This window comes from Leptolyngbya sp. PL-A3, from assembly GCF_039962325.1.
Lineage (GTDB): Bacteria > Cyanobacteriota > Cyanobacteriia > Elainellales > Elainellaceae > Vacuolonema.
In genome coordinates this window covers 1-24815 of record NZ_JAMPLB010000048.1, presented here as the reverse complement: position 1 = coordinate 24815, position 24815 = coordinate 1, and the positions used below count along the sequence as shown (strand labels likewise).

General features: G+C 47.2%; 16 protein-coding genes. 8 read left to right on the top strand and 8 right to left on the bottom strand.

Annotated features, from left to right (window positions below):
• Nucleotides 1–12 precede the first annotated feature (12 nt).
• Entirely contained in the window at nucleotides 13–324 is a 312-nt protein-coding gene (locus tag NDI52_RS25565; protein WP_190772997.1) for a hypothetical protein, read from the bottom strand.
• A 392-nt stretch (nucleotides 325–716) separates the two neighbouring features.
• Nucleotides 717–1793 carry a zinc ABC transporter substrate-binding protein gene (locus NDI52_RS25560; protein WP_190772996.1) on the bottom strand — a complete coding sequence of 359 codons (1077 nt, stop codon included), beginning with the start codon at nucleotides 1791–1793 and terminating at the stop codon, nucleotides 717–719.
• A 68-nt stretch (nucleotides 1794–1861) separates the two neighbouring features.
• Here NDI52_RS25560 and NDI52_RS25555 point away from each other — a divergent pair, with 68 nt between their 5' ends.
• From NDI52_RS25555 to NDI52_RS25545, 3 genes are all read left to right on the top strand, one after another.
• Entirely contained in the window at nucleotides 1862–2605 is a 744-nt protein-coding gene (locus NDI52_RS25555; RefSeq protein WP_190772995.1) for an ABC transporter ATP-binding protein, read from the top strand.
• 99 nt (nucleotides 2606–2704) lie between these two features.
• Nucleotides 2705–3565, top strand: a complete 861-nt coding sequence (locus tag NDI52_RS25550) for a metal ABC transporter permease (RefSeq protein WP_190772994.1) — start codon at nucleotides 2705–2707, stop codon at nucleotides 3563–3565.
• Nucleotides 3566–3706: 141 nt separating this feature from the next.
• On the top strand, nucleotides 3707–4480 hold the full coding sequence (locus NDI52_RS25545; RefSeq protein WP_190772993.1) for a hypothetical protein: 774 nt from the start codon (nucleotides 3707–3709) through the stop codon (nucleotides 4478–4480).
• 255 nt (nucleotides 4481–4735) lie between these two features.
• On the opposite strand, the gene NDI52_RS25540 is transcribed toward NDI52_RS25545, so the two are convergent.
• From NDI52_RS25540 to NDI52_RS25525, 4 genes are all read right to left on the bottom strand, one after another.
• A complete protein-coding gene (locus tag NDI52_RS25540; protein ID WP_190772992.1) occupies nucleotides 4736–7900 on the bottom strand; it encodes a hypothetical protein in 3165 nt (1054 codons plus the stop codon).
• A gap of 1229 nt (nucleotides 7901–9129) precedes the next feature.
• On the bottom strand, nucleotides 9130–10194 hold the full coding sequence (locus NDI52_RS25535) for a LysR family transcriptional regulator (RefSeq protein ID WP_190774337.1): 1065 nt from the start codon (nucleotides 10192–10194) through the stop codon (nucleotides 9130–9132).
• Nucleotides 10195–10404: 210 nt separating this feature from the next.
• Nucleotides 10405–10569, bottom strand: coding sequence for a hypothetical protein (locus tag NDI52_RS25530; protein WP_190774338.1), 165 nt, complete (start codon nucleotides 10567–10569; stop codon nucleotides 10405–10407).
• 605 nt (nucleotides 10570–11174) lie between these two features.
• On the bottom strand, nucleotides 11175–12791 hold the full coding sequence (locus tag NDI52_RS25525; protein ID WP_348254093.1) for a DUF6798 domain-containing protein: 1617 nt from the start codon (nucleotides 12789–12791) through the stop codon (nucleotides 11175–11177).
• A gap of 792 nt (nucleotides 12792–13583) precedes the next feature.
• On the opposite strand from NDI52_RS25525, the gene NDI52_RS25520 reads away from it, so the two are divergent.
• From NDI52_RS25520 to NDI52_RS25510, 3 genes are all read left to right on the top strand, one after another.
• Nucleotides 13584–15740 carry a S8 family serine peptidase gene (locus NDI52_RS25520; protein WP_190774340.1) on the top strand — a complete coding sequence of 719 codons (2157 nt, stop codon included), beginning with the start codon at nucleotides 13584–13586 and terminating at the stop codon, nucleotides 15738–15740.
• Between the two features lie 575 nt (nucleotides 15741–16315).
• Nucleotides 16316–18286 carry a CHASE2 domain-containing protein gene (locus NDI52_RS25515; protein WP_190774341.1) on the top strand — a complete coding sequence of 657 codons (1971 nt, stop codon included), beginning with the start codon at nucleotides 16316–16318 and terminating at the stop codon, nucleotides 18284–18286.
• A gap of 319 nt (nucleotides 18287–18605) precedes the next feature.
• Nucleotides 18606–19493: a hypothetical protein gene (locus tag NDI52_RS25510; protein WP_190774342.1), complete on the top strand. Its 888-nt coding sequence runs from the start codon at nucleotides 18606–18608 to the stop codon at nucleotides 19491–19493.
• Nucleotides 19494–19662: 169 nt separating this feature from the next.
• Here NDI52_RS25510 and NDI52_RS25505 read toward each other — a convergent pair whose 3' ends face one another.
• Complete coding sequence (locus tag NDI52_RS25505; protein WP_190774343.1) at nucleotides 19663–20436, bottom strand: ABC transporter permease; 774 nt, start codon at nucleotides 20434–20436, stop codon at nucleotides 19663–19665.
• Nucleotides 20429–21352, bottom strand: coding sequence for an ABC transporter ATP-binding protein (locus tag NDI52_RS25500; RefSeq protein WP_190774344.1), 924 nt, complete (start codon nucleotides 21350–21352; stop codon nucleotides 20429–20431). Before NDI52_RS25500 ends, NDI52_RS25505 begins: the two co-directional genes overlap by 8 nt.
• A 719-nt stretch (nucleotides 21353–22071) precedes the next feature.
• On the opposite strand from NDI52_RS25500, the gene NDI52_RS25495 reads away from it, so the two are divergent.
• Both NDI52_RS25495 and NDI52_RS25490 read left to right on the top strand, forming a co-directional pair.
• Nucleotides 22072–23340: an HhoA/HhoB/HtrA family serine endopeptidase gene (locus tag NDI52_RS25495; RefSeq protein ID WP_190774345.1), complete on the top strand. Its 1269-nt coding sequence runs from the start codon at nucleotides 22072–22074 to the stop codon at nucleotides 23338–23340.
• 39 nt (nucleotides 23341–23379) lie between these two features.
• Nucleotides 23380–24735, top strand: coding sequence for a carotenoid oxygenase family protein (locus NDI52_RS25490; protein ID WP_348256549.1), 1356 nt, complete (start codon nucleotides 23380–23382; stop codon nucleotides 24733–24735).
• Nucleotides 24736–24815: the final 80 nt, after the last annotated feature.

The window sequence follows — 24815 nt, the reverse complement described above, 5'->3', positions numbered from 1 at the left end:
ACACCTACTTTTTTATGCACGCTCAAATGAAGCGATCGCCCTCAAATAAGCATCATTTAACTCATTCCAGGCTTGTTCAAAATCCTGTTGCAGTTCATTCCAGTGAGCATTGTTTGCCTGTTGTAACCGTTGTAGCTTCCGTTGTACCGTATTTCGTTTCACCGATAGATGCTCTAACTCAACCTGATATACGGCTGAGAATGTTGCTTTGGCATGTTGTGCTCGCTTACGATAGGCATCCACTTGTTGGCTCAGGCGAGAAAATTCTGTTTCAGCATTTTGTAAGTAGTTTTGATGCTGTGTTGTATCAATGGAAGTGCTCATTTTGATCTCCCTTTTTCATAACTGTGAAAAAGTTTTTAGGATGCTAATTTGGCGTGGTTTATGCAGGAAAAATCAACACCACCACAAAAACTTTTCAGAAGTTGCTTGAGAAAATCCCATATAAGAACTAATTTTCCGCAGATCTGGATCTACGGAAAATTAGTGTTTTCAGTACCTGCTCAAGTTCTGTGAAAGCCTGTTATTTAGGATTTAGGAGTCCACTCAACAAGCTGTTCCGTTGAACACGCCAGAATTGAAATTCTTACCCCTCTCTTATACTTTGCCGAATGCGTAGGGAGATTGGATCTGCCTTTTGCTTGAGATTGCGATCGCCCGAAATTGAAACCGCTAATTTTCAGTTTCTTATAAGTAGATACCTTTTCAACCAGCCTCTAGGGTACTGCAGGTGCATCTTCGGGCTTACAGGTTCCTCCAAGCGCGTTGACGATGGTGCAGGTATTGGTCACCAACATGGTCTGATAATGATCTACGGCTGTGTTGGGACCGGTTGGGCCTTCGACATAGAGGGGTTGAGGGGCAACGGTGACTCCGGCGTTTCGGGCGATCGCCTCGATGCTTTTAGGATTGGTGGTTGCTTCAGCAAAAATGGCTGGGACACCTGCCGATTTCACCTCATCCACCAGGTCTGTCAGATTTCCTGCGGCGACCTCTTCAGATGTGCTGAGGCCACTTAAGGTTCCTCCCACAGAAAAGCCATAGGCGGCTGCGAAATAGTGAAACGCATCGTGAGGCGTCACTAATTTGCGATTTGCTGGGGGAACTGTGCTGACTTGCGCTTTAATCCAGGTATGAATTCCTGACAATTGCTCCGTCAGCTTAGCGGCATTGGCTTCGTACTGAGCGGCATGGGTTGGGGCGATCGCTGCCAGGTTTTCTTCAAGCACCTTGACGATAGCCACCCCATTCTCGGCGTCGTGCCAAACGTGCGGGTCTGGGGTTTCAACGTCTCCAGCGTTTGCTGTGTCAGTTTCATGACCATGCTCGTCTTCGGCTTCTGCGTGGCCTGGTTCGTCTGCCTCATGCTCATGGTCATGACCCTGACCCATCAAGGGTTTGGGTACGGCTTCTTCATAAACCGCCACTTTCGGAGCCGAGTTGGTGGTTGATGTCACCAGTCGAATAATGTCAGGGGCGTAGTTGTACCCCTCGTAAAGAATCAAGTCGGCATCATCAATGGCACGGCGGTCAGAAGGCGTCGGCTCGTAAGTATGGGGGTCTTGTCCCGGGTCAATCAGACAGGTGAGCTGAATCGTATCCTGGGCGAGTTGCTGGACTAAATCGCAGACAACGCTTGAGCTCGCAACGACATCAGGGCGATCCTCTTGAGTGGAGGACGCGGCTTCTCCGGACGTGCTGGAGGTTGGCGTGCAACTGGTGGCTAGAGTCACGATGAGCGCGATCGCTGTCCATTTCCAGGCTTGGGCGGGCCGATATAAGAAGTGCTGCATGATCTTTGCCGCTTCCGAGAGGGTCTGCTATGATCTTGTGAGAATGATTCTCATCCCAACTCGGGTTCATGTTAGAAGTTCAAAATTTGTCTGTCAACTATCGAAGCGTTCAGGCGCTTGAAAACGTACAGTTCAAGCTGCATCCCGGTGAGCTGGTAGGGCTGATTGGTCCCAATGGTGCCGGTAAAAGCACGCTGCTAAAGGCGCTTCTTGGGCTGATTCCGGTCAACGACGGGCAAATTTTGTTTCATGAGCATCCAGTACGACGACTGCGGCATCGGATCGCCTATGTGCCCCAGCGATCGCAAATTGATTGGGATTATCCCATCACAGCCTGGAACGTAGTGATGATGGCTCAAACGCCGTCTCTAGGATGGTTTCGTTCTCCCAGCCCGTCAGCCCAACGGCGCGCCCTGGAAGCGCTAGATCGGGTGGAAATGTTGCAGCTGCGTAACCGCCAAATTGGTGAGCTTTCGGGTGGGCAGCAACAGCGTGTTTTCCTCGCCCGAGCCCTGGCCCAAGAGGCTGATTTGTTTTTCTTTGACGAGCCTTTCACGGGCATTGATCGTAAAACCGAGGCGATCATGCTTCGTGTGTTTGACGAGCTGAAGAGTTTGGGTAAAACCTTGCTGGTGTGCAGCCACGAGTGGGGTGATGCGTTGCGTCGATACGATCGCCTCCTGCTCCTCAACCGCCAGCTACTGGCCAACGATCATCCTGATCAAGTGATGACCCTGGAAAACATTCAGCGGGCCTATGGTTCTAATTTGACTCCTGCTCAGCGAGCGGAAGAAGCTTTTTTGTTCTGTTAACTCTGGAGGTCGGTTGGCCGCCTCTGCAAAACTTAATCAGGCGAATGTCCATTTGCCTTTACCGTATTCGAACCTCGTCTAAGGGCAATCGTTTCTGCAATGCTAAACCTGCTGCTTGACCCCTTCGCTTATGAATTCATGCGAAACGCGCTTCTGGTAGGGGTCTTAGTTGGTTTCCTCTGCCCGGTAGTGGGTAGTTATTTGATTGTGTTGCGAATGGCCTTGTTGGGAGATGTGATTGCCCATGCAGTCATGCCAGGCTTGGCGATCGCTCACTTCCTAAACGTGCAGCTGGCAATTGGGGCCTTTATCTCTGGTCTACTCAGTACCTTTTTAATCAATTGGATTCGCCATCAAACACGAGTCAAGGCGGATGCTGCGATGGCGCTCATCTTTTCCAGCTTTTTTGGTCTGGGAATTCTCTTGCTCACGACCCTCCGTACCCGCTTGGATCTGGAGGGGTTGCTATTTGGTGACATTCTCAGCGTTACGTTGGTAGATGCTTTGCGCACAGGGGCGATCGCAGCGGTTGTGCTGCTGCTCATTAAGTTGTTTTATAAAGAGCTTCTCTTTTTTACCTTTGACCGGTCTGGAGCAGAGGCTATGGGACTTCCGGTAAGCCTGCTGAACACGGGTTTGATGGCCGGAATTACCATGACCATCATTGCTGGAATGCATACGGTGGGTGTAATTCTGGTTATTGCGTTAATGATCGGGCCTGCGATTGCGGCTTACCTGCTGGTTAAAGAGCTACACCTGATGATGATTTTAGGGGGTGTGTTAGGGGCGATCGCGACTGTGATCGGAATGTATGCCAGCTATTATTTCGACTGGCCATCAGGTCCGGCGATCGCCCTGGTTGTGTTCAGCTTTTTCATCCTGGCTCTGCTGTTCAGCCCTAGCCAGGGTGTGCTGACACAGAAATGGAAGCGTATGCAAACGCATGTTCGGTCTAATTAAATAACTATGAAATTAGGCAGTGCTTTGGACTGCCCAATTTCATCGCTTAAATGAGAAACCGCAGCAAAATCAGCTGATTGGAAGACTCATTAATCGCGGAATTTAGCCAAGCTAGAGATTAATTGGATCCTGGCTTGACCCATGTTTGCGATCGCGGCCGAAGCTCCAGTAGCTTCCATCAACTTAATTCCTATAACAGGCCTGTTTGCCGTAACCCTGGCTCTCGTTCACCTCTTTTCAGGGCGATTGCGATTCTTGGGTACGGTTCCTCGAAGCCGCTGGCTATCGATTGGCAGTGGTGTATCCGTTGCCTATGTATTTGTGCATGTCTTGCCAGATTTGAGCGAGGCCCAGGAATCCGTTCAACGCAGCCTGGATGAAAACCTGGCCTATTTGGAGCATCACGTTTATTTGGTCGCGTTGCTTGGGTTGATTATTTTTTATGGGTTAGAACGCGTGGCTAAAGTATCGCGGCGGCGCAATCGTGATACAGGCCATGGCGACACCACCAGTGCCGGAGTGTTCTGGCTTCACATAGCGTCTTTTACAGCCTATAACATGCTCATCGGTTATCTTCTAGTCCATCGGGAAGTGCCAGGGCTGATGAGCCTGTTGTTCTTTGCGATCGCCATGGCCCTACATTTTGTTGTGAATGATCATGGATTGCGTGAACACCACAAAAAAATGTACGACCATACCGGTCGCTGGATTTTAGCCGCTGCCATCATCGCCGGATGGGTGATTGGCAGTGCAACTGAGCTTTCGGAGGCAGCGATCGCAATGCTATTCGCATTTCTTGCAGGAGGTGTCGTGCTCAACGTGTTGAAGGAAGAACTCCCCGAAGAAAGAGAAAGTCGCTTCTGGTCGTTTGTTCTTGGAGCCGGTGGATATACAGCGTTGCTGCTGGTGCTATAGCTTATCCTCATTACCGATTTGCTAGCAATGAAATGAGATGTGGAACCGCAGTTCCACATCTCATTTCATTGCTCCATTCAGCAACGCCCCAATTTGTATAGCAATAGCCATTGTGGTTGGGCCATCCCCCTCTTCCTTCTAATAGCAATGGCTGGAGTTATATAGCGCTATGCGCGCTGATTAAGTCCAGTTGGGTGTTTCGTTCCCATCCCACTGGACTTAATGCACTTGCACATTGCTGTAAGCTTTGTAAGCTTAGGCGATCGCGAAATTACGACTTGTGAGTTGGCCCACTCGAACATTTTCCAAGGTTGCCAAAGTCACAAATGTGGTGCCAGCCCCAACACCATCCTGATCGATTTGTATACGGGTAGAGGTACCTGATGCCGATAGCCGCACATAGCGGTCAAACCGGGCAAAGGGTGTACCCGTACGGAACGGAGTTGTACGGAACAACGGTGACAAATCAATGACATCCTGCCCTACCTGGAAGCCACGGATAATATCACCTTTTTCAGTCAGGCTGTTGTAACGGAAAGCATCGGTTCCCAATCCGCCTGTTAAGGTATCGGTTCCCAAACCACCGACGAGAATATCGTTACCATCTCCGCCATTCAATAGGTCATTTCCAGCATCCCCCTGAAGCAGATCATTTCCAGCATCGCCTGAGAGCTGATCGTTACCTACTCTGGCAAGCAGTCGATCGTTGCCGGCTCCACCGAAGATTACATCTGAACCAATCTCACCATTTAGAAGGTCATTGCCCTCTAATCCTCGGATTGTATCGTTACCCCCTGCTCCAGAAAGAGTGTCATTCGCCCGCGTACCCAGGATGGTTTCATTACCTGACTTTCCCGTGAAACGGCGACCTACAGACCCTCCAGAGAAATTGATGTTGGCAGGAGCCAAGGCCATTGTGCCTCGCTTCCAGGAAACGGCCGCTCCTGTAGCCAAAAGATTGCCTGCCAAATCGGCAATACCAGAGCTTGTTGCCAGAATACTGAGCGTGTACGAACCATCCAGAGTGGTTAGACCTGTCAGATTGCTCAGGGTATAGCTTGTCTGGCTGCTGTTAGCAGTTAAGGTTGCTCCTGCCAGGTTAAGGGCGACTCCATTACGAGTGAGAGATACATCTGCAATGTCAACCCCTGTCACCGATTCATTGAATGTAAAGCTCAGGCTGCTGGTTGCAACATTGTCGCGCCCATCTTGTACAACCGGGGAAACAGCTACCACACTAACTGTAGGAGCGGTCGTATCGATAAGAATGCCACTGGTATTCGGGCTTCCAGGAAGTGTCAGGACGGCATTATGATTTGATGCGTCCTGAAGGGTTGCGCCATTCAGATTAAGGGTGTCCAGGGTGATGCCATCAGTATCTGAATCTGTACTGGCTACGGTGTAACGGAAGACCAGTTGCTTAGTACCTGTACCTGAAACGTAGACAGCATTGGCTAGCCCGCTATTCAAGTTCAGTCCTAACGATGGGATACCGTTATCAGTATTGACATTCACCACTTCACTGAAATTGAGCGTAAAATCAAGAGCCTGATCGGCCCGGTAACGGCCTGCATTCGGTGCTTCCACCAATAAGATACTGGGTTCATCAGATCCAATTAGAATACCGCTTGTGGAAGGAATTCCATTTAAAGCCAGAGACGCGTTATTGCCGTTCGCATCACGGATGGTACTTCCATCCAATACAAGGGCTGTACCCAAAACAATACCATCACTATCTAAATCACCTTCAGCCACGGTGTAGCGGAACAGTAATGTGTTGCTACCGTTTCCGGAGATGTAGGTTGCGTTGACGGCACGGTTTGCCAGAATCAGGGAAAGTTTCGGTGTTCCGTTGCTCGTATTCAGCGTTACGGCTTCTGAAAAGGTAATGGTAAAGTTCAGGTTTTGCCCCACCTGATAAATGTTATTAGCGGGTAAGGCAACACCCGTAACGCTAGGAGCTATACCATCGATTTGAATACCCGCAGTGGTTCCCAAAGGGGGGAACGTGAGAGGGCTATTGGTGTTTGCGCTATCACGAACTGTGGCATTACCGGTTAACTCCAGGCTAGTTCCTACGGTAATACCATTAGTGTCTAACTGGCCGTTGCTGACGGTGTACCGGAAGGTATGTCTGGTCGCCGATGTACCATCTCCTACGAGCGTAGCGTAGACAACCTCACCACTATCGAGAGTAATGGGAATACGAACGCTCCCACCACCTAAGTTAATGGTGACTGCTTTTGAAAAGGTAACGGTAAAGTCCAGGTTTTCCCCGATGGTATAGGTGCGATCGCCTGGCAAACTCACACTATCAATGCCGAGCCTGTCCAACAGTTGGTAAAGTTCTACATCACCATTGGTATCTGTAGCTTGAAAGAATAGGTTGTCGTTGACAACTGTAAATCCCTTTGGAGAAGAACTGGCAGATTGATTGATATCAATTTTGACTGGGTTGTTATTCGTATCTAAGTAATACAGTTCGGTGTCGCCATCAACTGTTGCTTGAAAGAATAACTTACCGTTGAAGCTTGTTAGGAATTTAGGTGTAGAACTTCCTGTTGCACTGATATCAAGTTTAACGGGTGTATTGTCTGGCCTTAAGTAATACAGTTCTATATCCCCGTTATCATCCGTACCCTGAAAGAATAGCCGACCTTCTACATTCGCCAAATATTGAGGAAAAGAACTGCCTGTAGGATTGATATCAATCTTGGTGGGAACTTTGTTGGCGTCTAAATAATAAAGTTCATAATCGCCTGTCGTGTCAACAGCCTGGAAAAATAGAGTGCCATTAACGTTAGTCAAGAACTGGGGAAAAGAGCTACCACTCTGGTTAATGCCAATTGCGACTGGGTTGTTGGAACTATCAAGGTAATACAACTCATAATCATTATTGACGTTTGCTGAGAAATATAAAGTGTTATTGACATTGACGAAAGAGGTGGGAAATGAGCTACCTGCAGGATTGATATCAATTTCTACAGGGGTACCATTAGCGTTTAAATACCAAAGCTCATAGTCTTCATTTTCATTCACGTCAGTCGCTTGAAAAAATAAGGTGCCGTTATAGTTAAACAGCTGGTTTGGATAAGAGCTACCTGTTAAGTTGGCGTCAATCTTGATGGGGCTCTTATTTTCGTCTAGATAGTAAAGTTCCCAATCACGAGTGACACCAACACCACTAAAAAATACCGCGTCATTAATACTTACAAAGGAACGAGCATAGGAACTACCGATAGGGTTCACATCAATCTTTACAGGAGTATTGGTGCTGTCCAAATAATACAATTCATAATCTTCTACACCATTAACAGTATCTACAGCTCCAAAGAAAAGAGTACCGTTAGCACTTGCCAAATAGCTTGGAAAGGAACTGCCGTTTCCAACAACATCAATCTTTTGCAACTCAATGACCATTTCTCTAGCCTTCAAAATTTTTCTTGAGGAAATTTCAAAACAACGCATGAACCATCTTGAAGGGCCGGATAATCGGGTTATGCTGCTCTTAAGTGTCTATACAGATGTTTTCAGGTGCTGCTATGAAGTAAAACCCATGAGTTACCTACGTACCCATAGTTTATCTATGTAAACCCCCTTAGGTCGTTCTTTAATGTAAGAATTCACAAGTACTTTGTAATATGTTTCTTTAATCTAAAGAACGAGTAAAAAGCTTCCCTGAAGCCCCTAAAACTGCAAGAATTCCGGTACTAATTTCTCGAAAATACTTTAATAAAACTTTTCCGTGTATTTACATAAGCCCGTTTTATGTCAGTCCTAAATAACTTGTAAGATGGGTTTTGAGAAGTGGAGTCGGTGCAGATCAATCTATCTCTCAAAACCTTTTGAAATTGCTATATTTCCGATCACTGGATGCAACAGGAACAGTCCTGATTTGCTCAGATTTTGTATGTAAAGTCAGTATTACAGTGGTCTAAAATTTATTTTGGAGAGCTATAAAACTCATGATTTAACTCGTAAAAATACTGAAAGTTTGTATTTTTCTATTTCATTTTAAGGTTGAGAAACGTGGCATGGCTCATATCTTACATCTGTTCATAGACAGTCCCAACAATCTGGTAGGACATACATCTCATTTCATAGCTCTATAGCGATGTGCAAGTGCGTTAAGTACAGCAACGGTGGTGTGGGGGACTTCGTCCCCCCCACCACCGTACTTAATCAACGTGCACAGCGCTATATTCAGCAACGGAGAAAATTGAGTTTTAGAGATGGTGTTTTTCGGGGAGTAATTTCTGCCCGAGTTAATGCTGGTGTTCCAGATGTGTGAAGGAACACTTTATGCCCCGTCACACTCCATCCACATATTCAGCAATTCTCAGTACGGGCTTCAAAGCTGAGAGTTCGTGCCCGAAGGGCACGAACTCTCAGCTTTGAAGCCCGAAAATAGCCCGCCGAAGGTGGGCTATTTTCGGGTTGGATTCCAAAATGAGAATTGCTGTCAACACAGGATGAGTTGAATTAACCAAAAGGGTTATGCCGCTCGTATGGAAGACGACATAACCCCTTTGGTCTTATGTTTAATTGAGCTGGGCTACTTACTGAGCGGTCTAAGCCTGCTTATGTTTGGTTTCCGCCGTGCAGTATTTTCTACCTAAATACGGAACAACAATCTTCTCAAACATCTATTACGCTGCGAGTACTGGAAAGCTTTTTACTTCACTCTTTAGATATTGAAGAAAGGTGCTGGCAACCACTGACAGTTGCTTACTCAAGGGGTAAACAGCATACCAATTGCGATTGATGGGAAAACCTTCTACATTCAGAAGCACAAGTTGACCGTTTGCTACTTCATTCATCACCATGTGGTAAGACAGAACCGAAATTCCCAGGCCATACATTACCATCTGTTTGATCGCTTCATTATTGCCCACTTCGAGCTGAACCCGGACGGATACTCCGTGCTGATCTAATAATGCTTTGACAGCACGACGGGTCGCCGAACCGATCTCACGCATGACAAACTGTTCGCCCTCCATCTGGGAGATTGGAATATGGGCTTGGGTAGCAAGACGATGATAAGGAGGGGCAACAACAACTAAGGGATTGTCAACAAAGGATTGGCTATAAATTCCTGGCTCCTCTGGTGGTTCACACATCAAGTAGAGATCGTGAGTATTCTCTGCAAGTTGGTTGAAAATTTGTTCACTGTTCATCAAGTCAACGGAGATTTCAATGCCAGGATAACGCTGACAGAAGGGGCTCAATAAACGAGAAACGAAGGTATTAATGGGAGAAATGGTCGCAATCTTTAAATGCCCTTGGCTCAGGCCCTTCAAATCAGCAATCCGCATTTCAAATTCGGCAATTTTCTCAAACATCTTGTAAGACGCTGTGAGCATTTCTTGCCCTACACCTGTCAGAAATACTTGTTTACCAACCTGCTCAAATAAAGGCATTCCTACAAGATCAGCTAATTGCTTAATCTGCATTGAAATGGTAGGTTGAGTTAAATCAAGCTCTTTAGCTGCTCGGGTAAAGCTACGGTAACGAGCCGCTGCTTCGAACACTCTCAATTGGTGCAAGGTGAGTTGTTTGAGGGAACGGGGCGATCGCGGTGAACCTAGTAAATTTGTTGCTTCCGTTGTTGAAATCCATTGCAGCAGACTCTGCGCAGGCAGGTCATTAGGACTATCAATATCTTTATGAATTGTTTCCAGTCCGTATTCCTGAGAGAACCCGTCTAGTCCCATAAGAATCAACCCTTTGTTCGCTACCGTGACAAGGATGAAAGCATTTCAAGCGATTTAGCACGTTGCTCATGACCGTCATGCCAACGAACACACAAATTTAAAGAGTTATACCGACCTATATCGAATTGGCTAGAGTCTGATTTAAAGCTATCTGGAAAAACTATTTTTCGTGCCGCCTGCACACGAAGAAATTCAACTTTCAAACAGAAACTAGGGAGCTGAAAATACGGGGACGCATTCATCCACCCCGAACCATACTTTTTTCCCTCCTTTCACTTTTACCAACACCCGATCGCGGGAGGAAATAGGAGGCGGAATAACGATACCATCACGACCGTCAGGAAGTTTCACAGGAGTACCCGGAACAATAGTCATAAAAACCTCAAAAGAACTAAAAATTAGGAACGGTATACAGCACAAATTGTCTGTTGATGCACGGGCCTTAAAAAGCCCATGTCACCAACACCGATTTTGTATTCAAAAAAATGCTACTTATCCCCTTCGTTCACATACCTAATGAGAACAAGATGTAAAGAAAATCTTAAGGATGCTAAAAGTTTATCTTATTCTAATTCTCCCTTTAATCTTGTTAGCATTTCTTTACAAAGGTGTGCGCGCTTAAAAGTACATAGCCCTACGTAATTCAGTTGTGACGTTTAGTTTTTGGGAAGCCCCACGGAGCCTAGCTTTCCAAAAACTAAACGTTCTGCTTCTGAGTCCATAGAGCTATATTAATCCTCCTACTGATTTCAATAGATACCGGTCTAGAGGTCAACTCGTTAGCTATTTTACGCAGAAGTAACCCTTGGGCGGCTGCCACGTAAAACAAAAATATTATTTTTCGTGCGCTTCTGTGCATGAAACAATAACTTTTAAAGAGAAACTTTGAGGGGGCGATGCGGTGTGCAAAGCAGGTCACATCACTTCCTCAAGGTTCCTCAGCAGTGTGCTTTTCCGCTACTCAACATTCGCTTGGCGAACTATTGGGGGTTTTGGTAAAGAATATAGGAGTGTGTTTGGTAGGCAATGGGTAAATTAAGGACGTGTCCTGATCGCGACAAAAAGTACGAAGCCTGATATTTATTCATCAGAGCAGTGGCAGCAGTTGTGTCCAGATTAAGATAGGCACTCCTAAGCTCTTTCCGGATATCGACACTGACGCCCCGAGTCCAATGTAGTTTTTCAGTATCTGTTGCCAGACTGGAGAGTTTTCCTTCTGTGAGATCATCTACCCGCTCGTACCATTCGACGATCTCTTGAGTTGTTTGGGGTAAGAACTTATAGTTGGCTACGATCGCCCGTTCTGTCATCCAGCTAAAACTATTACGATTCAAGGGCAACGTCACAAATACAGCTTCTTTTGAAGTATTGCGACGAATCCATCCGCAAAGGTCACGCCATTCTTCATCCGACTCCTGTTGAGTATCGGGATAGCCTTGAATATCCTCAATGCTGTAGACAAATTTTTCAGTTTGGCTCACCGTAAAGACTACCAGCAGGACAATACCTAAAATTGCCCAGGCTCGGTAATTCCAGTAGCGAAGTTGTTGTTCCAGCGATACCGCTATTAATAAAAACGTTGCCAGAGGTAACAGCACATCTCCTAATCGAAAGGGATAATATTGCAACAATTTTCCTTGAGCATCCAAAGGAGCCACAAGAAGCCCTATCAGGAAGGGAACCATGCTGAGTCCTGTAAATAGTATTAGGTCCCAACAGGCCTGAAATTGTGCTTCCGGTAAGCGATTTCGTTGCCGGACAATCAAAAAAACTGTAAGGCCAAACGCAGCGGTGAAAAGACCCAGCCGAACCCAGCCTACGGTATTCCAAGCAAAGGGATTGAGATGGTGGGGTAAGCGCAGAAAGACATAAATAAACGACGGCGAAATAGATGATTCCGGAACTGGTGTCAAGAGTTGCTTGACGACCGCTGGGCTGGCAAACGCAGAGAATATGCTAAAAAAAGTGCCTACAGTCAGGAATCGTGAAATGCTGAAAGACTTTCGGTTGTGCCAGAACCAGAGGGGCAAGCCGCTTACCATTGCCCAGCCTCCTACCAACACATGGAAGGAGGTTGCAATTCCCAGGAAAGCTGCCGCTTGCCGCTCGTGCCGTCGTAAAATAGCCGCGATCGCTAATAGCACAAACCCATAGGCAATTGATTTTGCCTCCAGACCTCCCACAATCCACTCTTCGGCGGTCATCCCCTGGTCTTCCCAGCTGTAGAAGAAAAGGGCGATCGCCAGCAGCAAATAGGGGAGGCTCAGGCGTAGTGCTCGCCCGATACCGACCAGTCCTGCTGCAACTAAGCCATAACAAAATAATCGCCCTATAATCGAGGTTGCCAGGAATCCCCAGACTTTAATGAGAGGGCCTACCAGGCTGGAGAAAAGAAACCGGTACCCGGCGGGTTGATTTAAGTACCAATCATTTGGCATCCAATGTGGATCGGCGAATTGACGCGCCAAGGGCAGCACATCCACTTCGTTGGTGTAGCCCATATTTTCGACTAGCACAAACCCCAAGCTAATAAATATAAAGACTGCCAGCCACTGCACCCAGGGCTGGGCCAATTTTCTTTCGAACACAGTTTTCATTTGCATGGGGATTTGATGTCAGATCATCGCGAACGATTTTGAGAGTGTGCATCACATACCCTCAAAACAGTTTTCCAGAACGTACTCATGATGAATCTTACCCCACCTGTAGGCGTGGTGTGGGAAGCCTGCTCATTCAAAGTAGTCGATCCGTTAAGAACTTGCGGCTCTCCTATGGAGAGGTAGGATGGGGCGATCGCCCTATCCACCTCAGGTACTTTCTACAAACTCATCATGCTTTCGCAAAGTAAGTACCCGAATGAGCGATGGCGTGCACCTCAGCTCAATCCCTACTCATATCTTGCACCAAAACCCAGAACCATTATTTTTTCGCTGCATCTAGAAAAATGGTGGTTCTGGATTTTGGTTTTAGAAAGGTGCAAGAGGTGAGTATATCGAATTCTATTGAATAACCATGATGTGAATGGAGGCGGTATTTGTATGAAATCGATTTACATCATGGTTATTCCAACACACACAATAGTTGTCGTCAAGGAGATAGGGAGTACAAAACCTCCCTATCTCCTTGGCGACACCCTTTCTAAGGATAGTGATGTCACGCAACGCAAGCTTATAAGCTTTGCAGTTTTCAGCAATACTGGTTGTTCATTTAGTCTTTCAGATTGATCAAAAAGTGCGGCTTACTTGGCAGAAAGCCCAAGTGAATGGCTATGGTCGTTTCTCTATTCTGGAATCAGTAAAGCGAAACATCTCTACGATTTCTGCTAAACACAGTATCGGCCACATTGACACACATTCTTCAATCGTCACTGAACAACCAGAATAAGCCCCATGACACACGAATTTCTGCCCAATGATCCGCTTTTCAATCAACAATGGTACCTGCACAACGATGGTCAATCCGGTGGTATCCCTGGCATCGATTTGAACATTCTCCCTGTCTGGGCTGATTACACAGGAGCCGGGGTTCGTGTAGCCGTTATTGATGATGGCGTGGACTACAATCATCCCGATTTAATTGCCAATTATGACTTTTTCTCCGACTTGGATGCAGAGTACCGTGTGAGCGATGGGAGTCCTGCGCGAGCCAGTGACAATCACGGTACGGCCGTAGCAGGCATCATTGCCGCGAGTGGCAATAACGGGGAAGGGGGTGTCGGCATTGCACCCGATGCCAACATCGCAGGGCTACGAATTCGGTACGGAGATGATCCCTATTTTTATGAGAACACGAGCTATGCCCTGGCTCAAATGGCTAACTTTGATGTGGCGAATAATAGTTGGGGAACCTCTGCCCCTTTTACCGCTGACTTTTTAATACAGCCTTTATACAGATATGCATTGGAGTACGCTGCCACTGCAGGCCGTAATGGTTTAGGCACCGCTATCGTATTTAGCGGTGGAAATGAACGTGAAATTGGTATGAATACCAACTACAGTAACTTTAACAATTCACGGTTTACGATTGCGGTAGCAGCCTTAACTCACACAGGGGTTTATACAGCCTACAGTAACCCTGGAGCTAGCCTTCTGGTTTCTGCCTTTGGAGGAGAACCTGAGAGGGGTGGGACAGATGGCATTGTCACGACCGATCGCCCCGGCTTCCCAGGCTATACTTCGGGAAATTATACAGGTACGTTTAACGGTACATCTTCTGCTGCCCCAATGGTTACGGGTATTATTGCCCTGATGCTGGAGGCTAACCCTAATTTGGGTTACCGGGATATCCAAGAAATCCTGGCTTACTCCGCGCGTCAAACCGATACGTCCAATCCAACCTGGCAGACCAACGGTGCCTATAACTGGAATGGTGGTGGTTTGCGCACCAGCACTGACTACGGCTTTGGTTTGGTTGATGCTCATGCAGCCGTACGTTTAGCGGAAACCTGGCAAACTCAGCACACAGCCGCTAATGAATGGTTTGTTGAGGGAACGCAGTTCTTAGACAGCTTCATTCTCGATCAAATCGATGCTCATAGTCAGATTACATTAAGTACCAATCTGACCGTTGACCATGTGGAGATCGACGTTAACCTTTCTCACCAAAATTTAGGGGATGTCCAACTGATTTTGGTTTCCCCTAATGGAACAGAGAGTGTCTTGATGGACCGACCTGGTGCATCAGCTAATAGTCCCTTCGGTATGGAGGGAGGCACGTTGCAGTTCACTTTCATGAGTACTCAGTTCTGGGGTGAAGATGCGGCAGGGACCTGGACGTTGGTGGTACGCGATCGCGCCACAGGTGATCAAGGAATTTTAGATGACTGGTCGCTACGAGCCTATGGCGATTTGCCAACACTAGATAACACCTACATCTACACTAATAGCTTTTCCGAGTTGACAATCCCGAATCGAGGATACCTCTATGATGCCTTTGGCTTTGATACGGTAAATGCGGCGGCGATCGCCTCTAATCTCACTATTAATTTGAATCCGGGCAGCACCAGTGTGATCGATGGTCGGCTTCTCACCATTACCGCCACAACAGTAATTGAAGCCGCAATTGGAGGGGATGGTCATGATGAAATTAATGGTAACTTTGCCAGTAATAGCTTGTTTGGAGCGCGTGGTGACGACGCCCTACAGGGTTTTGGGGGAGATGACTGGATAGCTGGAGGTCAAGGAAATGACTGGCTCGATGGAGGTTTTGGAAACGATACCCTGACTGGGGGTAATGGCCAGAATAGCTTTTACTTTGGTAGCCAACCTGGCATTGATCTCATTACCGATTTTGTTTCGGGGGTTGATAGCATTGTGTTAGATAGCAATGTTTTTATCCCGATTTTCGGTGATATATCCCTGACGTTCGATCTGGCTGTGAATGACTTTAATGCTGGCTTGAGCGCAGCATCTCTTGTCTATAGCCTATCCACTGGCAATCTCTTCTACAATGCGAATGGTAGCCAATCAACTTTTGGTAATGGTGGGCAATTCGCCATATTAGCAGGCACCCCTGCTCTATCCGCAGAAGACTTCGTCGTTGTTTAATTGACGTTCATCTCTAGTTTTATAAGCGCTACGCGCGTTGATTAAGTACGGTGGTGTGAGGCACTTTGTGTCTCACACCCCGTTGCTGTACTTAACGCACTTGCACACTGCTCTATTACGACATACAAGAGCTTGGGGATTGACCTGGGTTCTCACTTTATGTCGTAATAAAGTGCTAAGTGGCACAATTTTTCGGGCTTTATGTTTAATTGCAACAATCTACTTAGGAGCTTGCTGCCAAACGAAATTTCCCTTCTCGGGAATTTTTCTTTACTAAGCTATTAGTATTTGCGAGGTGAGCATTTTAGAAGATCCTACGGAATAGGGCGACGGCCAGATGGTTCCTTGTGAATGGAACGTTCCGCTATTATTAAGCAAAACTTGTTGTGCTTAAGGGGATGGATAGAGATGATTAATAAAAAATTAATAATTTTAGGTGTGCTTTAAAGCTTCTTAGAAAGATTTTTCATACACCAAGAACATGAAAAAACATGGAAAGTAGATTCTAATCGGCAAGCAGTTTGTCTGATTGCTACGGCATATTTATTGATATTCAGTGGCCTTCACACCCACCTATGAAACGCAATCTCTGGGCATCTATGCAGCAAATAGATTTTACCGCTTACTCTGGAGTGCTACCGGGTCTGATGGTAATGGGTGTGGTAGTGGCAGCTCGGCTTACGGGTTCGATGCAGGGGTTAGAATGGTCAGCCTTTGACCGAATGTTGCGATCGCGCCCTCTAGAACCTATGGATGAACGGGTTGTTATCGTTGGCATTACTGAATCCGATATTGGCCGTCTTGGCACCTACCCGATTCCTGATCGCACTCTTGCTCAATTATTAACGACGTTGCAGGGCTACCAACCCACCGCCATTGGAGTAGACCTGTTTCGTGACCTGGCTGTTCCCCCCGGAGATGAACAGGGATATGTTGCTTTGAAGCAAGCATTTCAATCCAAACCTAACATTATTGCCATTGAAAAAATCTTGCCTGGAGCGAGTGGTTATACCGTTTCTGCACCCCCATATTTGCCACCCGAACAGGTCGGCTTTGCGGATGCTCTGCCAGATAGTGATGGGGCCTATAGACGTAGTCTTTTGGGTAGCCTGAATCAACAGAAGGAGTATCGATTTTCCTTCTCGATTCGCTTGGTAGATCAGTACTTGGCCCCTCAAGGTTTGGGGTTGCGCAATGGAGAGCGTGATTCTAAAGCTATGCAGTTTGGGAATGTGGAAATTCCTCGCTTCCAGCCCAATACTGGGGGATATGTACGAACAGATGCTGGCGGTGAGCAGACTCTGCTCAATTTCCGTAAGGGACGAAATCCATTTCGTCGCGTTTCTTTAGAGGACATTGAAACAGGACGCATTCAACCAGAATGGTTTCGCGGCAAAATTATTCTCATTGGCATTACGGCAGAGAGTGCCAGGGATACAATCACTTCCTCAGCTGTCGATATTGATAATCCTTCTTTGTTTTACGGTGTGGAAGCTCAGGCTCACGCCGTCAGCCAGTTGCTCGGTGCCGTGCTGGATGGACGGCCCCTGCTTCGTACCTGGACAGAACCCTGGGAGTATACCTGGATTGCGGCCTGGAGTATCTTGGGTTTGTTGGTAGCATGGTGGTTGCGATCGCCCCTCCGGATTCTAGCAGGGGTAGCGATCGCCACCCTGGCACTTCTCGGTTCGAGTTATGGAGCTCTACTATGGGGTTGGTGGTTGCCCCTTGTCCCGGCTCTCATCGGGTTGGTGTTGAATGGGGCTGGGCTGGCACTTGCAGCGTTTTATCGGCAAGAGCAGGATTTGCGATCGCGTCTCATTGAGCGACAGGCTATCATTGAGCATACCTTTAGTGCTATTCATAATGGGCCTCTGCAAACTCTGGCCACGTTGTTGAAACAAACAGCAGAATTAGATACCTCCTCCAGTTATATCCATGAAGATTTGCAACATTTGAATCAAGAGCTGCGAGCTGTGTATGAGTCGGTACGCAAGGAGGCGCTGGTGCAGAGCGATCGCCTCTATCTCAGTGTGAATTGTGCATTAGACCTGCAATCCCCACTTCACGAATTACTTTATGAGGTCTATAGCTCTGTACTGGAACGAGGCTTTGAGGGGTTTCAGTCTCTTAAGCTCAAAGTTGTTAGATTTGAACCGATGGTTGACGAGAATCTCACCCTTGAGCAACGTCGTTCTCTCTGCCGATTTCTGGAAGAAGCATTATGTAACGTTGGTAAGCATGCTGTTAAACCAACGCGGCTTCAGGTGAATTGCAGCCAGTTGAATGGTATAAATATTATTCGTGTTGTAGATAATGGAGCCAATCTTGAAATCGAAAAGAATACGGTAATAACAGAAGTCAATCATTATTCCAAAGGTATAGGAACGAAACAAGCAAAGCAACTTGCGCGAAAATTACATGGACAATATCGGTGCTTGCTTCATTCACCTGACGGCACTATCTGCGAACTGACCTGGCCATCTCAAGAAAGATCGATTCCCTGGAATTTTGCTGCAAAAATGTTGGAAGCAAAGCAGAAATAAGATCAAGATAATCTGAACTGAGGTTCGATACTTGTGTGCATAGAATTTATCGGAGAACTGGAAATCAATTTTGGAGAGTGCGATGCCTGCGTATCGTGCTCTCCAAAATTGATTTCCGGATAGGCTCATCGTGTACAGATCTTTCACGTTTTCAATAGTCATTGCTACTCAATTACAGAGATTGGGAAGTATTAATCATGAGCCGCGATCAGCAAATTATCGGCTTCAACAAGGGTGATTGATCACTGCAAGCCTAGTTCTGCCAGAACAGACCTGCAGGGCAGCCCGATCTCTCATACAGGGCCAGAGGAGTTAATTTATGGTGAAAAAAGAAGGCTTCCTTTCTCAGCAAATGATGCGTTTTTCTACCGCTGTCATCTTGCTCAGTATGGCTGAAGTTGGATGGGTATTGCTCACTCCGGTTCGGGCTCAAGAGAGGCGACCTGGTGAAGCAATTAACTCTGTCGTCCCTCTGGGAACTACCCTTCCACAAGCCTATTGGGATGCTATTGAAGATGCCAGAACTCCAGAGCCCAATGAAGTCTTCCGCAACCTGACGGCCATCACTCCCTACAACAACACCCTGGTCCGAGATGACCAGGACCGTGTTTTAGTCACGACCTGGACCACCTGGAATGGGTATACACAGAATATAGGAAACCGGCTCATTCTCACCCGAGATCTATGGGTTACAGTCGTTCCCGATCTCCAGAATTTTTGCGAAAACTACACCCCGACAGCCGAGATACCTCTGGCTGCACGCCTCAATCAGCTTCTTGGTTTACCTCCGGAAACGAGCGATCGCCTTGCCAGCCGTCAAGTGGTCGAAATTTGGGTTGATCCTCAGTTTCTCTTTCGCCCCAGTCCCGACCCTGAAATTACCGACCATGAAGCTGAATTAGGTTTTCGATCTGCCAATGAGTTCCTGTCCGTATCGTCTGCCTATCAACAATGGTTTTATGCCCAGTACGATCAGCGCTATCAATCCAATGGGCAACCTATTACCCGAACTAGTGTAGAGGCATCTGGTACCCTACCTTACCCCTGGACACAATTGGGATATACCTACGATTGGGGAAGCTCATCGGACTGGGCAACTGTCGAGCCAAACCACCCTGAGAACGTCGGATTAAGTGAATTTGTCATTCGACAATGGTCACCTATTTCTGTTAAGGCCACACGAAGCGTTGACGATTACTGCCGCTAATCAGGAGAAGGCGTAGATCTCCAGAAAAACAATAAGATACAAAAGGCTGTGCCGCCCGCGAAACGGGCGGCACAGCCTTTTGTATCTTATGTTAATTGGGTTGAGTTACTGGGGAATGTAGTTTCCACATGCGAAAATTATGCCAATCTAGCAACGGCTGGAATGCATATTAATATCCAGCTAGCTTGCCTCTTCGCTTGGCTTCCCGTTCAGCCCAGTGGAAGGCAATCAGCCCCAGCCCAAAGTAGACCACGCCATTGAGGAGCGCCACAAGGAACTGAGCGAAGTTTAATGCTTGCCCACGTGCCATTAATTCGCGTAGGAGCCCCGCTCCGGGTGTCATTGGTAGGAGCAATGCTACCAACTTGTAGCCGCCGGGCCAACTTTCACTTGGTACTAACAGCAGGAAAAACAACATGAACTGAAAAATTCCCAACAATTGCTGAACTTGCTTGAGCAGTAGTGCCAGTGAGCCCATTCCTAGCGCTAATCCATAAGCACCCAGAAGTACACTCACAAGCGGCAGCAGTAGGACTGGAGGGAACGATAAACGGCTGCCTGTTAGCAGCATGATTAACAGGAGAATACTGACATTAAGTGTGAGTTGAGTGGTCAGACTGGCAAAGGCTCGGATCAGGAATACTCGTGTGGCACCAAAGGGAGAGAGAAAAATTTGTTCTAAAGTCCCGGTCTGGGCCTCTCGCTGTAGCCCTTGAGCAATATCGCTAATGATAAATAGCACTAGCGACCACAGGACGTAGCCGACAATAACAGAATCTAAGCGATCGCCAAATTGCGCACTTGGGCCTCCCACGTACTGGAAGCTGAGAAATAGCCCGTAGAAGACGATCGTAATACCAATTACGCCACTAATCGCTTCTGCTGAGTATCGCCTGAGCGTGATCCAATTACGCTTCAGTTCTGCCAGAAAGAGTTTAAACATTGCGGTTCTCTCGCACCAGTTTTAGAAATACGTCCGTCAGATTGGCTTGATCCTTTTGCACGCGCAGCAGTGGCAGAGGGTTCAGGATTTCCAGTACGGCATAGAGCTGAGTTGGTTCTGTCGCATGTACTACGCCATCTTCAGTGATTGTCACCCCCAATGCTTCTAATTTGCGAATACGCTCTGGCTCAATTGCCCGTTCCGGCTCAATCACATAGGTACTTCCCGAAAACCGTTGAATCAAATCTTCGGTTGCCTCTTCCGCCACAATTTCTCCTCGATTGATGATGGCAACCCGATCCGAGAGTTCTTCTGCGATCGCCAGTTGGTGTGTGGTTAGCAGAATGGCACACCCTTCGGTGGCAATTTCTCGCACTAGCTGTTTGACATCTTCGGTTGCTTCTACATCCAGGCCCAGCGTCGGTTCATCGAGCAGGAGCAGTTGAGGCTGATGCATTAAGGCAACCGAAATTGCTAACTTCTGCTGCATACCCCGCGAGAGGGATTGCACGACGGTTTGCCGCTTATCCATGAGGCTAAACCGCTCCAGGAGTTCTCGTCCCCGGCGACGGGCTGTCCGCTGGTCTAGTCCACGTAACACTCCGAAGTATTCCAGATTTTCCTCTGCTGTCAGCCGCCAGTACACATTGCGGTTTCCTTCTAGAACGGCACCCAGCGATCGCAGTGCCTGAGGATTACGATGTGGGTCGCGATCGCTAATTCTCACCCAACCATCATCAGGTTGAATCAGGCCAGCAATCATTTTGATGCTGGTGGTCTTTCCTGCCCCATTGGGGCCCAGAAACGCCAGCACTTCTCCCGCTGAGATGCTTAAGGATACATCTCGGACAGCAGCGATTGTTCGTCCTTTTTCACTGTAGGACTTCTTCAGATTGCGAGCTTCAAGAATGATCATGACAAATTTAGGGGTTATATCCCAATTCTAAAGCTATTTTAAATCCGTAGTTGCCATGGGCTTTTGCCGGATCAGGGTCATTGTTTTCCTGCTTACGCACGTAAGTTTTGTGGTTACTCTTGAAGGTTTTATTGCAATTTTCTATGAGAAGTAATCTTTTGCAAACCCATTGTCTTAAACCAGCAATTCGAAGATTATCGCGATAAATTTGGTGAAAATAGACCGTTCTTTTTTGATTATATTTAATTTCCTCCTTAGAGCATATTTTTGAACTTGAGCATTGCTCTGCTCATCGTGATTCGAATAGTTGTTGCGGAAGGGATGCTTAGCACTCCTCCCATAAGCCTAGGCAGAAACCAACCTATGTTTTGGGGTACGGATGCAACGTACCCTTACTCCAAGGAGGTTTCTGGAAAAACAATATCCCCATTTTTTGGAAAGAGGACGTGGTTTCACCGCGTCCTCTTTCCAAAAAATGGGGAAGTTCTTTTCTGGAAATCTCCCAAAACATAAGTTGGTTTTCGTTGTGAAGCCCTAGTTCACTATTTTGGTTGAGGAAAAGCCAGGTTTAGCTCTGTAACGTGTAAATGTTCTGTTTCTTTAAGTCCTTGCAGTAGCTTTGCATTATTGGGGCACTGCGGGTATCTAATACAGTCTTTACTCCATTCGATAGATTTATTTACTTGCAATATCCACTCCTAACTAGCCACTCAAGCGAAATGAGCAACATGTTCAGCGATCGCAATTTCGTCAATCTTGACCTTTACTCATCCTACTCGTCTCACAAAACTGAGCAGCGAGCAACTTTTCAGCGTTGGGCACAAAGACTAGCAATTTGCTTGCTCATTGTTTTCATAAGCCTTGGTATTGGCCTTCTGAACGGCAGTGCGGCTCAAGCTTTATCACTCCAACAGAAGGGGTTGTCAGTATTTGAGGGAAGGCAGACAGAAGGTATCTTGCTGGCTCAAAATGTGGGAGATAACTTTGTTATCACAGCTGTGAATAAAGCAGAAGCAGCTGTCGTTCAGGTAAACGTGTCTCGTTCCTTAGCAGGAAACCGATCAGTACCCGATTTCTTTAGGCCCTTTGGAGGTGGAGGACAATCTGCCCCGTCGAATGCCCCCGTGCTGCGAGGCATTGGTTCTGGATTTGTGATTGATTCGAGTGGGCTGATTCTGACCAATGCCCATGTCGTGAACGAAGCCGATACTGTAACAGTATCGTTTCAGGATGGTCGCATTCTGGAGGGGCAGGTACTGGGGAAGGACCCCGTAACCGATGTAGCGGTAATTCAAGTACAAGCTGAAGACTTGCCTACTGTTACCATTGGAGACTCTGATGCGGTACAGCAGGGGCAATGGGCAATCGCGATTGGTAATCCCCTTGGGTTGCAGGAAACCGTAACGGTGGGTGTGATTAGCGGTACTGAGCGGTCTAGCGCAGCTATCGGTATTCCAGATAAGCGAGTTGGTTTTATCCAAACAGATGCGGCGATTAATCCAGGTAACTCTGGAGGGCCACTTCTAAATGCAGCAGGAGATGTGATTGGCATTAACACGGCCATTCTCCAGGGAACCCAAGGACTCGGCTTTGCAATTCCTATCAATACCGCTCAACTGGTTGCCCAACAACTGATCACAACGGGACAGGTTCAACACCCTTACATTGGAGTGCAAATGACTGCACTGAATCCACAAGTGAAGGAGTTTATCAATACATCTCCTGATAGTGGAATGCAGGTCAAGGTAGAACAGGGAGTTTTGGTGGTTCAGGTTCAGCGAAATTCACCCGCTGCGAAAGCAGGTGTGCGTGCTGGTGATGTCATTCAAACGATTGACGATCAACCTGTCACTAAAGCTAGTAAGGTGCAGCAGTTAATTGATCGGGCAGGAGTTGGCGGTAAATTACCTGTAAAACTGCAGCGCAATGAACAAACCGTGGCTCTAACCATTGAACCGGAACAGCTTCCCCCAGTGGTAACTCGATAATGAAAGCAATACCCCCCAATGGGAGATGGAGAGTTGGTCATGCAGACAGTTTCTCAATCAAAGCCCTATTCCTTAAAGGATTGGCAAGGGGGTAATTGCTCTCTCAAGGAGGAGTTTGATTATTGGATCGAGGATGTTGAGGGTGAAATTCCAGCCGAGCTGAATGGTACTTTGTTCCGGAATGGGCCGGGATTGCTCGATGTTAATGGGCGACGAATCACCCATCCCTTTGATGGAGATGGCATGATTTGTGCGATCGCCTTCTCTCAAGGACGCGCCCACTTTCGCAATCGCTTTGTACGCACTGAAGAATATTGTGCAGAGCAAAAAGCAGGTCGAATGCTGTATCGAGGGGTATTTGGTACGCGAAAGCCAGGAGGCTGGTTAGCCAATACCTTTGATTTACACAAGAAGAATGTTGCAAATACCAATGTGATTTATTGGGGTAGGAAGCTAATGGCGCTTTGGGAAGCGTCCCACCCCTATCACATTGATCCCCATACCCTCGAAACCCTAGGGATTGAAACTCTGAATGGTGCGCTACATAAAGGTTCTCCCTTTGCCGCCCATCCCATGATTGACCCAGGAGATGAGCATCGAGAGCCCCGTTTAGTAACCTTTTCGGTGAAACCAGGCCCACTCACCACAATTACTGTATATGAGCTGAATTTGGATGGAAACGTAGTCGAAAAGCATGACCATCGGATTCCAGGCTTTGCTTTTATCCATGACTTTGCTATTACACCCAACTACTGCCTATTCTTCCAAAATCCAGTTACGTTTAATCCCATTCCTTATGTTTTTGGTCTACGGGGAGCTGCAGAGTGCATTACATTTCATGGCGAGCGCCCCACTAAAATCTGGGTTATTCCCCGTCATGAATCGAAGCCAGTACACACATTAGAAGCAGATCCCTGTTTTGTTTTCCACCATGCTAATGCGTTTGAGCAGGGCGATCGCATTATTGTCGATTCTGTATGCTACGAAGACTTTCCAAAGGTGGATCATAACCTCAACTATCAGGAAACAGACTTCGACAATATGCAGCCAGGGCAGCTCTGGCGCTTTGATCTGAACTTGAAGTCAAAAACGGCAAAACGTGATCTGCTCGTTAGCCGGTCTTGCGAGTTTCCCTTTATTCATCCGGCCCTGATTGGGCAGCGCCACCGTTGGGTGTTTTTAGCGGCAGCTCATGAGGCGGAGGGCAATGCGCCGCAGCAAGCCTTACTTAAAGTGAATGTGGAGACTGGAGAACAAGAGGTATGGAGTGCTGCACCGAAAGGATTTACCGGGGAACCCGTGTTTGTGCCAAAGCCGAACAGTTTGCAGGAAGATGAGGGTTGGGTGCTCGATCTCGTTTATCCCTCTTTCATCATTCTAGAGAAGAATAGCTAGAGTAGAAGGGTGCATCACCCTGTCGAGATCTAGTTATGGTGGAACCTCGTGCCGCGCGTCCAACCTTGCACTTTGTGGAT